The sequence below is a fragment of the Halobacterium bonnevillei genome (assembly GCF_009831555.1).
Classification (GTDB): Archaea; Halobacteriota; Halobacteria; order Halobacteriales; family Halobacteriaceae; genus Halobacterium; species Halobacterium bonnevillei.
Genome location: NZ_WUUU01000078.1, coordinates 1 through 13,653, shown reverse-complemented (window position 1 = coordinate 13,653; position 13,653 = coordinate 1). Strand labels below are relative to the sequence as shown.

The 13,653-nt window shown below is 66.2% G+C and carries 14 protein-coding genes and 1 pseudogene; 11 read left to right on the top strand and 4 right to left on the bottom strand.

Translation table 11 applies throughout. The annotated features are described in order from the left end of the window. Positions 1-580: DUF7544 domain-containing protein (locus tag GRX66_RS10620; RefSeq protein ID WP_449271467.1), on the bottom strand; the 580-nt coding region annotated here is incomplete at its 3' end. A 140-nt stretch (positions 581-720) separates the two neighbouring features. Between GRX66_RS10620 and GRX66_RS10615 the strand changes: the two genes are divergently transcribed. From GRX66_RS10615 to GRX66_RS10570, 10 genes are all read left to right on the top strand, one after another. Then, positions 721-1,350, top strand: coding sequence for a DUF7500 family protein (locus tag GRX66_RS10615; protein WP_159526534.1), 630 nt, complete (start codon positions 721-723; stop codon positions 1,348-1,350). Positions 1,351-1,433: 83 nt separating this feature from the next. Continuing rightward, positions 1,434-1,976 carry a chemotaxis protein CheW gene (locus tag GRX66_RS10610; protein WP_233745457.1) on the top strand — a complete coding sequence of 181 codons (543 nt, stop codon included), beginning with the start codon at positions 1,434-1,436 and terminating at the stop codon, positions 1,974-1,976. Between the two features lie 47 nt (positions 1,977-2,023). Continuing rightward, positions 2,024-2,386, top strand: a complete 363-nt coding sequence (gene cheY, locus GRX66_RS10605; protein ID WP_159526533.1) for a chemotaxis protein CheY — start codon at positions 2,024-2,026, stop codon at positions 2,384-2,386. Beyond that, on the top strand, positions 2,383-3,429 hold the full coding sequence (cheB, locus tag GRX66_RS10600) for a chemotaxis protein CheB (protein WP_159526532.1): 1,047 nt from the start codon (positions 2,383-2,385) through the stop codon (positions 3,427-3,429). The genes cheY and cheB overlap by 4 nt, the downstream gene beginning before the upstream one ends. After that, on the top strand, positions 3,429-5,585 hold the full coding sequence (gene cheA / locus GRX66_RS10595; RefSeq protein ID WP_159526531.1) for a chemotaxis protein CheA: 2,157 nt from the start codon (positions 3,429-3,431) through the stop codon (positions 5,583-5,585). The genes cheB and cheA overlap by 1 nt, the downstream gene beginning before the upstream one ends. A gap of 3 nt (positions 5,586-5,588) precedes the next feature. Further along, the gene (locus tag GRX66_RS10590) at positions 5,589-6,176 is read left to right on the top strand and encodes a chemotaxis protein CheC (protein WP_159526530.1); all 588 of its coding nucleotides are present in this window, start codon (positions 5,589-5,591) and stop codon (positions 6,174-6,176) included. Further along, positions 6,177-7,355 carry a chemotaxis protein CheC gene (locus GRX66_RS10585; RefSeq protein WP_159526529.1) on the top strand — a complete coding sequence of 393 codons (1,179 nt, stop codon included), beginning with the start codon at positions 6,177-6,179 and terminating at the stop codon, positions 7,353-7,355. After that, the gene (locus GRX66_RS10580; RefSeq protein ID WP_159526528.1) at positions 7,352-7,831 is read left to right on the top strand and encodes a chemotaxis protein CheD; all 480 of its coding nucleotides are present in this window, start codon (positions 7,352-7,354) and stop codon (positions 7,829-7,831) included. Before GRX66_RS10585 ends, GRX66_RS10580 begins: the two co-directional genes overlap by 4 nt. Next, positions 7,828-8,628 (top strand): CheR family methyltransferase, encoded by an 801-nt coding sequence (locus tag GRX66_RS10575; RefSeq protein WP_159526527.1) that lies wholly within the window; start codon positions 7,828-7,830, stop codon positions 8,626-8,628. The genes GRX66_RS10580 and GRX66_RS10575 overlap by 4 nt, the downstream gene beginning before the upstream one ends. 269 nt (positions 8,629-8,897) lie before the next feature. Continuing rightward, positions 8,898-9,764, top strand: coding sequence for a CheF family chemotaxis protein (locus tag GRX66_RS10570; protein ID WP_159526526.1), 867 nt, complete (start codon positions 8,898-8,900; stop codon positions 9,762-9,764). A gap of 128 nt (positions 9,765-9,892) precedes the next feature. Here GRX66_RS10570 and cheF1 read toward each other — a convergent pair whose 3' ends face one another. Continuing rightward, a complete protein-coding gene (gene cheF1, locus GRX66_RS10565; RefSeq protein ID WP_159526525.1) occupies positions 9,893-10,765 on the bottom strand; it encodes a chemotaxis protein CheF1 in 873 nt (290 codons plus the stop codon). A gap of 195 nt (positions 10,766-10,960) precedes the next feature. Beyond that, a complete protein-coding gene (locus GRX66_RS10560; protein WP_325064064.1) occupies positions 10,961-12,181 on the bottom strand; it encodes a HEAT repeat domain-containing protein in 1,221 nt (406 codons plus the stop codon). Positions 12,182-12,338: 157 nt separating this feature from the next. Here GRX66_RS10560 and GRX66_RS10555 point away from each other — a divergent pair, with 157 nt between their 5' ends. Continuing rightward, positions 12,339-12,956, top strand: coding sequence for a hypothetical protein (locus GRX66_RS10555; RefSeq protein WP_159526523.1), 618 nt, complete (start codon positions 12,339-12,341; stop codon positions 12,954-12,956). Positions 12,957-13,067: 111 nt separating this feature from the next. Here GRX66_RS10555 and GRX66_RS10550 read toward each other — a convergent pair. Next, positions 13,068-13,653: pseudogene (locus GRX66_RS10550) on the bottom strand (hypothetical protein); the annotation flags it as partial.

Sequence of the window (13,653 nt, the reverse complement as noted above, 5' to 3'; positions counted from 1 at the left end):
CGCCGTGTTCGGCCATCAGCGGCACGACGAACGCCGTGGTGAACTCCAGCGTGGCCGCGGCGAGCACGCTGACGACGAACAACAGCGGCACTGTCAACACGAGCGCGAGCAGGGGCAGCGGCGTGCCAGTCACGCCCGCGAGCACTGCGGGAACCACGACCCCCGCGACCGCGACGAGCACGACCAGACCGACGCCGATGCGGAACAGCAGCAGTCGCAGGCCCGACCCGAATCTATCCCCGAATGGGTCGAGAATCCGAACGTCCAGCGACCGGAGCACGTCCACCAGCACGAACTCCATCACGGACCCGATGGCCGCGAACACGACCCCCGCCGCGAGCGCCACGGCGACCACTCCGAGCACGAGCTTGACGAACGCCGGGTCAGTGACCTTGTCGCCGAACTCCAGGGCCGCCTGCGGCGGCGCGTCCCAGGACACCGTGGGCGCCTGCGGCGGCGACATTCCCGCGAACACGCCGATGATAGCCAGGCGCACCCAGGTCCCGAGGTCGAACGGCAGGAGGAGGGATTCGGTGTCTGACAGGGCGTCGTCGAGTGCTTCGACCGCGTACCACGACATGACAGCGTCTTCGACACCTGTCGCGAAAAAGGTAGGTGGACGTCGCGGGCGAATACCCCACAGTCTCCCGGCACGCAGTGCGGCGCAGACGGCGGACCACGCGCGATAGACTTTAGAGCCACGGCAGTGAAACCCAACGCATGGCTTCAGGTGGCGACCAGGACTCCGAGGACACCGTCCTCTCCCCGGACGAACTCGACATCGAGGCGCGCGAGGAGGTCGCGTCCATCGGGGACGACCGGTACGTCATCGGTGCAGACGGAAAGCCGAACGTCCCGGAGCAGCCGCCCGCGGACGCGGGCGACGAGTCGGAGTCCTCCGAGGAACCCACCGACGAGTCCGCTGGTGACGCGACGCACTCGACGAGGGACGACGACGGGAGCGCGTCCCGGGACGCCGAACCCGAGATCACGGGTCGCGACGTGAAGCGGTGGCTGGGGGACGAACTCTCCGAACAGGACGTGCCCTACGCGTACCGCATCGCGGCGAAGTCCGGACGGCGCGTGAACCACCAGCAACTCGCGACGGACGACATCGCCGCCGCGTTCGACGGCCTCCTCGTCTGGTACGCACAGCAGGTCTCGGAGGGGACGCCCGTCGACGAGGCGCTCGGCATCCTGCTCTCTGAGTCCAGCGTCCAGATCCGGTACCCGACGGAGCGCCTCATCGCGTACCTCGAAACCCACGACCTCGGCCCTGACGACACCATCCGCGACCTCGTAGACACCGTAACTGAGGAGGACGGGCTGCTGTTCCCGCGCCGGAAGTGACACGGGAGCGGAGCCACACTCGCGTTGTCGTCGCTGATAACCGCCGCGAAACAGTTTTACCGGTGCTTGTTCGTGGCTGAGTCATGATGAACCTCGAGGAGGCGGACCGCGTGACGGCGGACGCCGCCCACGTCGTGGAGTTCGAACTCGGCAACGAGGTCTGTGCGATCGACATCCAGGCCGTCGACAGCATCGTCGAATCGAAGCAAGTCACGCGCGTGCCGCGAGCGCCGGACGCCGTCGAGGGCGTGATGGACCTCCGCGGGGAGACAACCGCTATCGTCGACCCGCGGGAGTTCCTCTCCATCGACGGCGACCTCTCCTCGGACAACATTCTCGTGCTCGACCGCGCCGACGACAAACAGAAGATCGGGCTGCGCGTCGCGGAGGTCACGGAGGTCTCGAGCTACCCCGAACCGCAGGTCGACACCGGCGAGGACGTCGAACGAATCGGCACGACCGCCGTGGAACGCGACCTCGTGAAGGGCGTCATCCGGAAGCTGAACGAGGAACTCGAGGAGGACGACGACATCGAGGACGCCGACGTCGACCTCGTGCTGTGGCTGGACATCGACCGGCTCATCGACGCGGTTGCAGCCGGCGAAAACGGCGACAATCAGCGCTGATAATCGGTGAGGAGACTTTATTAGCCCCTTTCCCAAACGAGGCTATCATGGCGAAGCAGGTCCTACTAGTGGACGACTCCGAGTTTATGCGGAACTTACTCCGCGAGATTCTCGAGGAAGAATTCGAGATCGCTGACGAGGCCGAAAACGGGGTCGAAGCAGTCGAGATGTACAAACAGTACGACCCCGACCTCGTGATGATGGACATCGTGATGCCGATCCGCGACGGCATCGAGGCCACGGCCGAGATCAAGGAGCACGACCCGAGCTCCCACGTCATCATGTGCACGAGCATCGGCCAGGAGGAGAAGATGAAGAAGGCCGTGAAGGCCGGCGCGGACGGCTACATCACGAAGCCGTTCCAGAAGCCGAGCGTAATGGACGCCATCTCGGACGTCCTGGCGGCATGACGCGAGCGCTGGTGGTCGACGACTCGCACTTCATGCGGACGGTCATCAGCGACATCTTGGACGACGGTGGCATCGACGTCGTGGACACGGCGGCGAACGGCACGCAGGCCGTCCGGAAGGTCGAGGACGTCGACCCGGACGTGGTGACGATGGACGTCGAGATGCCGGAGATGAACGGCATCGAGGCGACCGAGGAGATCATGGCCCGGCATCCGACGCCGATTCTGATGTTGTCCGCGCTGACGACCGAGGACGCCGACGCGACCCTGGAGGCGATGGAGAAGGGGGCGGTGGACACGTTCGCGAAGCCGGGCGGAACCATCTCGACTGAACTCTCGGGGCACAGCGAGGAGCTGGTGACGGCCGTCGAGGACGTCGCGGCGGCGGACCCGACGGCGGGTCACAGGGTCGAGCAGTCGACGACGGCCACCCCGGAGCCCGAGGGAAGCGCGGAGTACGTCGACTATCCGACGCTGCTCATCGGCGCGTCGACGGGCGGCCCGAACGTGGTGGAGTCGATTCTCGGCGCGCTCCCGCGGGCGGCCGACTTCCGCGTGCTGGTCGTCCAGCACATGCCCGACCAGTTCACGTCGCGGTTCGCGAAACGGCTCGACCGGTCCAGCGAGTACGACATCGCGGAGGCCGAGGACGGCAGCCGCATCAGCGGCGGCGAGGGGCTGGTCGCTCGCGGCGACTACCACATGCGCGTCTCGGGGTACTCGAACGGCCGCTTGCGCGTTCGCCTCGACAAAGAGGAGCGCAAGCACAGCGTGCGGCCTGCCATCGACGTGACGATGGAGTCTGCCGCGGACAAGATCTCGGACCCCCTGGTCGCCGTGGTCCTCACCGGCATGGGGACGGACGGCGCGAGCGGCATCGAGGCCGTGAAGGGGGCCGGCGGAAGGACGTTAGCACAGGACGAGGCGACCAGCGCGGTCTTCGGCATCCCACAGCGGGCGATCGAGACGGGCTGCGTCGACGAGGTACTGGCGGCCGACCGCCTGGCGGAAGCGATCACTGATTCGATACGGAGGAGTTCCTGATGGACGATTACCTAGAAGCGTTCGTTCGCGAGGGCGAAGAACACGTAACGAACCTGAACAACGCGCTGCTGGAACTGGAGTCCGACCCGGGAGACGAGGAGGCGATGGACGCCATCTTCCGGACCGCCCACACGCTGAAGGGGAACTTCGGCGCGATGGGCTTCGAGGACGCCAGCGACCTGGCCCACGCAGTCGAGGACCTGCTGGACGCGATGCGGCAGGGCGACCTCGAGGTCACCGGCGACCGGATGGACCGCATCTTCGAGGGCGTGGACGCCATCGAGGCGTGTCTCGACGAGATCGAGGCCACCGGCGAGGTCGACCGTGACGTCTCGGGGACGGTGACGTCGGTGCGCGCCGTCCTCGAGGAGGCGGAAGACGAACCTGACGCCGGCGGTGACGTCGACGGTGACGCTGCCGGAACGGCGGGCGAGGACACTGCGAACGTCCCGGACAGTGATCCGTACGGCGTGGTCGACCCCGAAACGGTCGCTGCCGTCGACGACCGGGTGTTCCACGTGGACGTCGAGATGGGGGACTCCCAGATGAAGGCCGTCGACGGGATGTTCGTCGTCGAAGCCGCCGAGGAGGCCTTCGACATTCTCGGCACGGACCCGAGTCTGGACGCCATCAACGACGGCAACTACGAGGGCGGCTTCGAGCTGGTCGTCACGAGCGAGACAGCGGACGTCGCTGCCACGGTGCAGGACTTCCCGAAGCTCTCGGGCGCAACCGTCACTGAGCTGGACCCGACAGCGGACGCCCACGTCGGCGGAGCCGCTGACGCGGGAACGGCTGACGCCGGTGGGGATGGAGCCGACGAAGGCAGTGAAGCCGACGACGGAAGCCGGGACAGCAGCGGTGGCGAAGGCGAGGCCGCCGAGGCCAGCGACGTGAACGGCGCGAACGGAGCCGACGGAGGCGGCGCAAGTGGAGCTGGCGGAGACGGCGGCGACGGTGGCGACGACGGAGGAAGCGGAGCCGACGGCGACGACGGCAGCTCGCCGGTCCAGTCGACGGACACGGAGATCCAGTCCGTTCGGGTCGACGTCGACCAGCTGGACGAACTCCACGGGCTCGTCGAGCAACTCGTGACGACGCGCATCAAGCTCCGTCGCGGGATGGAGGGCAGCGACCGCGAGGTCGAGGACGAACTCGACGAACTGGACAAGATCTCGGCGAGCCTCCAGGACACCGTGATGGACATGCGACTGGTCCCGATGAAGAAGATCGTCGGGAAGTTCCCGCGCCTCGTGCGCGACCTCGCGCGCGAGCAGGACAAGGAGATCGAGTTCGTCGTGGAGGGCGACGACGTCGAACTCGACCGCACCATCCTCACGGAGATCAGCGACCCGCTGATGCACCTGCTGCGGAACGCCGTCGACCACGGGATCGAGGCCCCGGAGGTCCGGGAAGCCAACGGAAAAGACCCCGAGGGCACCGTGACGCTGTCCGCGGAGCGCCACCGCGACCAGGTCATCATCGAAGTGCGCGACGACGGCGGCGGCATCGACCGGGAGACGGTCCGCCGGAAGGCCGTCGAGAAGGACATTTTCACGGAGGCGGAAGTCGAGGAGCTGACCGACTCGGAGGTCGAGGACCTCGTGTTCCACCCCGGGTTCTCCACCAACGAGGAAGTGACCGACGTCTCCGGTCGCGGCGTCGGGATGGACGTCGTCCGCGACACCGTCTCGCGACTGGACGGCTCCGTCTCCGTCTCCAGCGTGCCCGGGGAGGGCACGACGTTCACGATGACGCTGCCGGTCACCGTCGCCATCGTGAAGGTGCTGTTCGTGGAGAGCGGCGGCGAGGAGTACGGCATCCCCATCAAGACCGTCGACGAGATCTCGCGGATGAAGGAAGTCAAGCGCGTCGACGGCGAGGAAGTCATCACGTACGACGAGACGGTCTACCCACTCGTCAGGCTCGGCGACGCGCTGGACGTCCCGGGCGAGACGAGGAACGGCGACGGAATGCTCGTCCGCATCAGGGACTCCGAGCGCCAGGTCGCCGTCCACTGCGACGACGTGCGCGGCCAGGAGGAGGTCGTCGTCAAGCCCTTCGAGGGCATCCTCTCGGGCATCCCCGGCCTCTCGGGCGCGGCGGTCCTCGGGGAAGGCGACGTGGTCACGATTCTGGACGTCTCGACTCTCTAAGCCATGAGCACGATGATAGACATTCGACGGTTGCAGACGGTGAACGAGCTCGCCCGGGAGGGCGCGACGACGGTGGCGGACAACCTCAGCCAGCTCACCGGCGTCGACACGGAGATGCAGATCACGAAGATCAACGTGCTCGACGTCGAGGACCTCGTCGAACACCTCGGCACGCAGAAACAGGTCGGCGTCAACGTCCCGCTGACCGAGCAGCCCCACGGTTCCGTGCTGGTCCTCTTCGACGACGCGAGCGCGCGCCGTGTCGCGTCGACCATGATGGGCGGCATCGAGGGCGACGGCGGCGGGTACAGCGACATGGAACGCTCCGCGATCCGGGAAGTCGGGAACATCATGACCAGCGGGTTCATCGACGGCTGGGCGAACGTGCTCGGTCGCACCATCGACATCTCGACGCCCAACCTCTTCCGGGCCTCGGGCAGCGACATCGTCGCGCACTGCGTGGACCCCGGCGAGCACGAGATCGCGATGGTGTTCGACGCGACGCTGCACGCACCGGACGCCGACGTCGAGGCGAAAATCTACTCGTTCCCGGACATCGAGGAGTTCGTCACGATGATCAACGACATCTAGATGCGAGTCGACCTGGAATCACTGGCGTCGTTCAGTCAGACCGGCGACCGCGGCGGCGTTCGCGCGGCGGACTCACTGGAGGCGCTCACCGGCGTCCCGGCGTACTGCGACCTGACGCGAACCACGCTCGTCGACGGCGAGGGACTGGCGTCGTTCCTCGGTGACGCGTCGACGCGCATCGAGGTGCCGTTCGACGGGGCGCTCTCCGGGCGCGCGCTCGTCTCCTACGAGAAGCCGTTCGCCGCCCGCATCGCGGAGGAACTCGGCATGGGCAGCGGCGCGCTCCCGGAGGTCGCGAACATCCTCACGAGCGGGTTCGTGGACGTCTGGGCGGAACAGGCCGAGTCGACGATCGACATTCAGCCGCCGCGACCCGTCGAGGACGACGCGCGCGTCCTGGAGGACGCCGCAGTCGCGGACGGGTCCGCGTTCGTCTTCGAGAGTCACGTCGAACTCGCAGACGGCGACGGAACGTGTCGGTTCGCGGTCCTGCCGGACGTCGAGCCGTTCGTGGACTACCTCGAGGCCGGCTCGGAGGACGTCACCCTCTCGCCGGGGGAACTGGCCGCGTACGTCCAGTTGACCGCCGAGAGCGCGTCCGCCGTCGCCGACCACCTCGCGGCGATGACGGGCATCGACGCGAACGGCGTCGAATCCCACCTGGACTTCGTGCCCGTCGAACGCGTGCCGTCGCTGCTCGACGACGCGGCCTACGAGGGCGCGGTCTTCGAGAGCGAGGGCGGTCTCAACACCGTCATCGCTGTGCTGTTCGACGAGAGCGAGCAGGGAGCCGTGGCGGACGCGATGCTGCCGGGCAGCGACCACGACCCGTCGATGGCGCAGAGCGCGGTGGCGGAACTCGGAAACGTCACCGCCAGCGGCGTGCTCGACGGGTGGGCGAACGCCATCGACACCAGCATCGACATCTCCACGCCCTCGCACGTCCACGACGACGGACGCGCGGTCCTGGACACCGTCGCTGCCGCGTACGGCCGGCACGCGGACGCCATCGCCGTCGTCGACGCGACTGTCGCGCTCGACGAGGACGTGACGTGCCGCGTGTGCGCGTTCCCGGACCCCCAGGACGCGGACACCGTCGCCGAGATCGCGAGCGAACTCACCGGCGACGAGACGGTGCCGGAGTTCCCGCCCGAGGACGCCGGAGGTGGCGGCGAATGAGCAGCGGCGCGCAGAAGACGCGGGTCAGCGTGGCGGATTGGCGCGTCCTCGACGGCGAGGGACCGCTCGTCACCAGCGGCCTCGGGTCGTGTGTCGCAGTCAGCGTCTACGACACGGACGACGCCATCGGCGGACTGCTGCACGCGATGCTGCCGGCCGCGCCGTCGCCCGTGGAGACGCCCGCGAAGTACGTCGACTCCGGCCTCGACGAGATGCTGTCCGCGATCTACCGGCGCGGAGCGTCCCCCGACACGGTCGCCGCGAAGGTCGTGGGCGGGTCGTCTATGCTGGACATCTCAGTGGGGGAAGCCATCGGTGACCGCAACGTCGAAGCCGCCGAGCGTGCGCTCGACGACGCCGGCGTGCCGCTGGTCGCCGCCGAGACCGGTGGGAACAGCGGCAGGTCGGTGTCCTTTTGTCCGGCCAGCGGTGACGTCACCATAGACCGTGTCGACAGCGAGGTGGAAGTGATTTGAGCGACTTCGAGCGCCTGCTGGGGTTCGTCGAATCCGAGACGGACTTCGCCACCAGTTACTACGACGACTCGTACCTCGACCGGCGGGTTTCGGCGCGCATGCGCAGGCGGGACGCCGACTCGTACGCGGAGTACCTCTCGATTCTCGAGGACGAGGAGAGCGAGCGCGCGGAACTGCTGGACACGCTCAGCGTGAACGTCACCCAGTTCTTCCGCGACCAGAAAGTCTGGACCGCGCTCCGGGACGTCCTCGTCGACGAGACGGACGACGGGTCGGTCGCTGTCTGGTCGGCGGCGTGCGCAGACGGCCGCGAACCGTACTCCATCGCGATGCTCGCGCTGGACGCGGGCATCCCCCCGCGGAAGGTCGACATCCTCGCGACGGACATCGACGAGGACGCACTGGACCGCGCGCGCAATGGGCGGTACGAGAGCACGCGCACCGCGGACATCCGCGACCAACTGGACTTCCTCGACAACCCCCTGGAGTACGTCGACCGCCAGGGCGACCGCGGGTTCGAGGTCGCCGACCACGTCAAGGACCTCGTGACCTTCGAGCGCCACGACCTCATCACGGACGACCCCAAGTCCGGGTTCGACCTCGTCTGCTGCCGCAACGTCTGTATCTACATCGACAAGCAGTACAAACGACCGATTCTGGACACCGTCAGCGCGTCCATTCGCCCCGGCGGCCACCTCGTTCTCGGGCAGACGGAGACGCTGCCGAGTGGCGTGAAGGAGGGCTTCGAGGCGGCCGACCCCCGCATCCGCATCTACCGACGGCAACCCGTAGAATAGGTTCTGAACGCCTTTCTGGGGGTCTAGCCGTCGAGCGTCTGTCTGAGTGTCGAGGCTCTGAAAGTGAGTCGGATTTTCGAGGTTCCGAACGTCTGTCTGGGTATCGGACCGCCGCCCAGGTATTGGATTGTCGAGGCGCGGACTGTTGGCTGACCAGTAAGTGCGGGTGCAACTGCTGGTCGACGCGCATCTGAAGCGCCGACGGCTGACCGACGAGGAGAAACGCTTATTCTATCGCACAGACGAACTGTTGTCGAGAACCGACGGACATGTCGGAATCAGCCATCGCGGACTTCGTCACGTCGTTCATACCCAACACGGCCACACACGCGGAACCCGTCCGCGGTCGCGTGGTGATGAGCAAGCGCCGTATCGTGCTCGCCACCGAAGACGACAAGACGACGATCCCGCTGAAGGGGGTCTTCGACGTCCAGCACGAGACGGCGCCCGGGGACCTCGCGGAGTTCTTCGACGACACCGTCACCGTGGGTTACGAGCGCAACGGCGACCGCCACGTCGCCGTCATCGAGGGCGGCGGCGACACCGTCGAGCGGTTCGTCGTCCTCGTGTTCAAGGGCCTGCTGAATGGGGCGAACGTCTACGTCAAGCACCCAGCCCGCCGCGGCGGCCGCATCACCGACGAGTCCTTCGAATCCGGTGGCCTCGCTGTCTCGGACGGAACGGTCGCGATAACGGGGGACGTCGGCGCCAGAATCGACATCTCCACCGTGACGCACTTCGAGCGCGTGGAACGCGAGCTCGGGGGGACAAGCCGGCAGCTCCTGTCCGTCCGCCACATGGGCGACAGCGGCCCGATAACGACCGAACTGGCGCTCGACTCGGGTCGCCGCATGAACCTCCTCGGCCGGTTCATCCGCCTCCGGTACACGCACCTCAAGCAGGACCTCGAGGCCGTCGACCTCACCGACGAGGAAATTGAGGCGCTCGTCGCCATCTACTCCAGCGGCCCGCACGCGAACCTCGCGACGGTCCTCGGCGTCGACGCCAGCCAACTGACCTTCCACCTCAACAACCTCATCGACAAGGGGCTCGTCGAGGACGACGAAGACGGCACCAAACTCACCGCCATGGGCCAGGCCGCGGTCAGCGAACACATCGAAGACGTCAACTTCTGAACCCCGTCCAGCGACGAAACTCCCCGGTCCCGCCCCGCGACGAACTACTCCGGGACCGATGCGGCACCCGAATCAAAACCGTTGTTCCAGCGCTCCGGTCGGACAACTCCGTGCTTGCGTCGCCCGGACTACTCCTCGTTGATCGCTTCGCTGGCGATGTTCCGGCCGCGGGTCTTCATCGCGACCTCGCGGCGCTTTCGCACCTCCTCGAGGACGTCCACCTCGATCAGACGCTCGAAGATCTCCTCGACCTCGTCGACGTCCATGCCCAGGAAGTCCGGAATCTCGAACGACGACACGCCCGAGTACAGCGCCATCAGTACGCGCTTCTCCGTCTCCGAGAGGTCTACGGAGCCCTTGCTCTTCCGGGCTTCCTTGCTCAGCAGTGACTCCAGGATCGAGCACGTGTGCGAGTCGCTGGAGAAGTACGTCTGCACACTGGTGTCGTCCTCGACCGTGTGTTCGACTTTGAGTACTGGACTCTTCGAACCCTGCACGTCAAGCGACGCCGCCTCGGCGGACCCGACGTCTGTCAGGTCGACGGACACGAACGACCCGTTCTGCATCGCGACGCTCAACTGCTCGTCCTCGACCTTGATCCGCGCGCGCTCGAAGGACTCGTCGGTCACCACGCCTCCCTTTACCGCGGGGTGCTTCACGAGCATCTCAGTCTGGTCGAGAAGCGCGCCGTAGAGCTTCGTCTCGAACTGCTCGGTGTTCTCCCCCATCGAGACCAGCACCACGCTCTCGTTGTTCATCCGGATGCTCACGTAGTCGCTGACCTGCGCGACCGTCTGGTTCACGTCGTGGCGGCCGCTCAGGCTCGCAATCTCCGACAGCGCCAGGTTGCGCTTCCCGTCGTTGCCCGCGAGGACGATGCGCTTGTTCGACAGCAGGATGCGGCCGTTCGTCCACTCCGCGTCCTTCAATCGACGGCCGTCCTTGACCGCCTGCAGGAACTTTCCGGCACCGTCAGCGATCTTGTACTCTGACTCGCTCATTCCGCCCCCGTGAGCCCGCCTGCGTCCGTGTCGACACCGACGTGGGAGTCCCGACGCGACGCCTCCGTGCTCATTGCTGTCCGTAGGTAGTCAACTGGCGCATATAATGTTTTGCGTGCGATTCTCTGATTTGAAACCGCTACACGGTGACGCATTCTCAAGTCTCACCGCGTTCACACTATCCGCCCACCGCGGTTACGTCCGGCCGCCGAGCTTCGAAATCGCTGAGAACGCTCGCCGCCGCACTTCCGCGTTCTCCGTGTCCTCGACGAGCTTCTCGAGTCGCTGCCGCGAGCGGTCGCCGCCGACTTTCCCGAGCGCGAACGCCGCCATCGCGACCGCGTCCTCGCTGTACTTGTCGGTGTCGATGACTTCCAGCAACGACGTCTCGACAGATCGACCGCCGATTTCGGCCAGGCCGGTCGCCGCGAACTGCGACAGCAAGTCGTCGTCCGCGCCGAGTTCGTTCCGCAGCGCCTCGACGGCGTCCATCTTCGTGGTCTTGTCACCGGCGACCCGGCCGAGCATCCAGACTGCGTTCCGGCGCTGGTGGATCTGCGAGCCCTCCTCGACGATCTCCACGAGCGACGCCACGATGCTCGGGTCGCTGCGCGCCGCCATCCGGTCGACGATGGTCTCCCGGAGTTCGTGACTTCGGTCCGGTGGGACGTTCGACAGAATCTCGATGAGCGAGAACACCGCCGCCCGCCGCACCAGGTCGCTGTCGTCCCCCAATCGCTCGACCAGCGCGTCGACGGGTTCCGCGGTCTCGAACTGCCCGAGGGAACTCACCGCCGTTCGTCGCATCGCCTCGTTTTCGTCGTCGACGACGCGAAGCAGCCCTTGCAGCGCCTTCTTGCCGTTCAGCCGACCGAGCGCCTCGGCGGCCTCGCGTCGGACCTTCAACGGTTGGTCCGACAGACACTCCACGAGTACGCCCGCGATGGCCGGATCACCGACGCGGCCGAGCGCGCGAGCGATGCGCGCGCGGACCTCGGGATGCGGCTCTGACTGCAGGCGTTTCGCCAGCGGTCGTGCGGACTCCTCGACGCCGAGCAGTCCCAGTACGTTCGCCGCCGCCATCCGCAACTCAGTGGTGTCCGAGTCGAGGTTCTCCACGAACGCCTCGGCCTGCGCCCACGACGCCCCGGAGTCCGGGACTTCCTGTCCCAGTCCCTTCATCAGCGCCTCCACGGCTTCCTGCTGCGTGAGCGCGTCGATTGCTGCGGCCCGGACAGTCTCGGACTCGTCGCTCATCGCCCCGACAAGCGCGTCGATCCCATTCGACTCCGGGTCGTCGAGGTCGCCGAGAATCTCAGCTGCGCGCCGCCGAACGGTCTCGTTGTCACTCTCGCGGAGCAACTCCACGAGCTTCTCGACGTCGCCGGACCGCTCGAGTCCGTACAGCGATGGCACTGTTACGGACGTACGTGGAGTGTCCATAAGTCGGTGTTGGTGGACGCGACCGAACTGAAACCTACGCTACCAGACGCTCTAGCCAATGCCTAAAATGTCAATCTCTCACCACCCAATAGTCCCAAGCGACATATACGCCCCTGGCTTATCGGTGCCCATGAGTGAAGACGACGGCGAGTCGAGCAGCGACGGTCCACCGACCGGCTCGGAGAGCGACGACTCCGGCTCGCTCGGGATTTCTCGACGGACGATGGTCGTGGGCGCCGCTGGCCTGGGTCTCGGAACCGTGCTCGGCGTGGGGTACACGGTCCTGGGTGATTCGACCTCCAATCGCTCGATCGAGCCAGCGGAACCCGACGACGACGGCGAGGCGTCTCTCGGCGAACTCCACTACATCCTCGAGAACAGCGGCCCGGAGCACTCCCAGTTGGACGTCACCGCGTTCCGCTATTACGGCGACGAGGAGACGATTCAAGTCTCGTACCGGACTCGGGCCGACGACGTCGAAGACGTCCCCCCGCAGCGCCAGCACGTCCGCGAGGTCGGACAGATGACGCGGATGTTCTCCGAGTACGTCGCCCAGAACGGCGAGAAAGGTGCGGTCGTCCACGCCCACATCGAGAACCCGAGCGACCCCGCAAATCAGCCCGACGGCTATCTCGTTCGACGCGAATGGGTCGAGAAGTTCAACAGCGGCGAATGGGACGCTAACAAGACGCTGAATACGGTTCTTGGCAGCGGCTACACCGACGAGGCGCTGGAGAACTCGTCGTAACCGACTGCCCCGGCCCGGGTTTCGGCGACTACCTCACCGTCCGTCATCTCATCGCTGTCGCTGTTGTACTCGTCGAGCGGACGCAAAAAGTAAATCGCGGAACGCGGCGGATTACAGCTGGACGGTGCTGCCTTCGTCACCGACCAGGGAATCCGGAACCTGGAGATTGACGTACCGTTGGGAGCCCGACTCAGTCGTGATGGTCAACTCGACGTTGTTGCCCTCCTTCAACAGGTCGAGGTCGGTGTTGTCGACACCGTACTCGCTGTTCGTGAGGTCCACTTCGATGTCGGTGTCAGTCCCGTACTCCTTCGTCGCTACCTGATCCCCCGATTCGGTTTTCGGGATTGCGGGACTGGTCGCATCCGCGGTTGTCAGGTTCGTCCCGGTCGGGATGACGAGTTCGTAGCGGTCGCTCTCGCTCGTCATGACCGTGTCTTCCTCAGTCTCGGCCGTGATCGCCTGCACGAAGTACGCGTTCGAGACGTTCTCCGCGGAGATGTTCGTCTCGCTGACGTGGACGAGGTTGCCGAAGCCGTCCGGGCCGACGTACTGGATCGAGAGCCCGGCGAGGTCGACGTCACCGGCGCCCGGTGACTTCTGCAGCGTCGTCCGGATCTCGTACACGCTCGTCTCGGAGATGTCAACGTCGGTTTTACTGACGTTGTTGACTTCGCCGACGGCGCCGATGACGTTG

Bases quoted from the DNA above. Each gene is read 5' to 3' on its own strand.
- GRX66_RS10570 (WP_159526526.1), top strand. From the start codon at position 8,898: ATGTCGGAATCAGCCATCGCGGACTTCGTCACGTCGTTCATACCCAAC.
- cheY (WP_159526533.1), top strand. From the start codon at position 2,024: ATGGCGAAGCAGGTCCTACTAGTGGACGACTCCGAGTTTATGCGGAAC.
- cheF1 (WP_159526525.1), bottom strand. From the start codon at position 10,765: ATGAGCGAGTCAGAGTACAAGATCGCTGACGGTGCCGGAAAGTTCCTG.
- GRX66_RS10610 (WP_233745457.1), top strand. From the start codon at position 1,434: ATGATGAACCTCGAGGAGGCGGACCGCGTGACGGCGGACGCCGCCCAC.
- GRX66_RS10580 (WP_159526528.1), top strand. From the start codon at position 7,352: ATGAGCAGCGGCGCGCAGAAGACGCGGGTCAGCGTGGCGGATTGGCGC.
- cheB (WP_159526532.1), top strand. From the start codon at position 2,383: ATGACGCGAGCGCTGGTGGTCGACGACTCGCACTTCATGCGGACGGTC.
- cheA (WP_159526531.1), top strand. From the start codon at position 3,429: ATGGACGATTACCTAGAAGCGTTCGTTCGCGAGGGCGAAGAACACGTA.
- GRX66_RS10555 (WP_159526523.1), top strand. From the start codon at position 12,339: ATGAGTGAAGACGACGGCGAGTCGAGCAGCGACGGTCCACCGACCGGC.
- GRX66_RS10615 (WP_159526534.1), top strand. From the start codon at position 721: ATGGCTTCAGGTGGCGACCAGGACTCCGAGGACACCGTCCTCTCCCCG.
- GRX66_RS10590 (WP_159526530.1), top strand. From the start codon at position 5,589: ATGAGCACGATGATAGACATTCGACGGTTGCAGACGGTGAACGAGCTC.
- GRX66_RS10585 (WP_159526529.1), top strand. From the start codon at position 6,177: ATGCGAGTCGACCTGGAATCACTGGCGTCGTTCAGTCAGACCGGCGAC.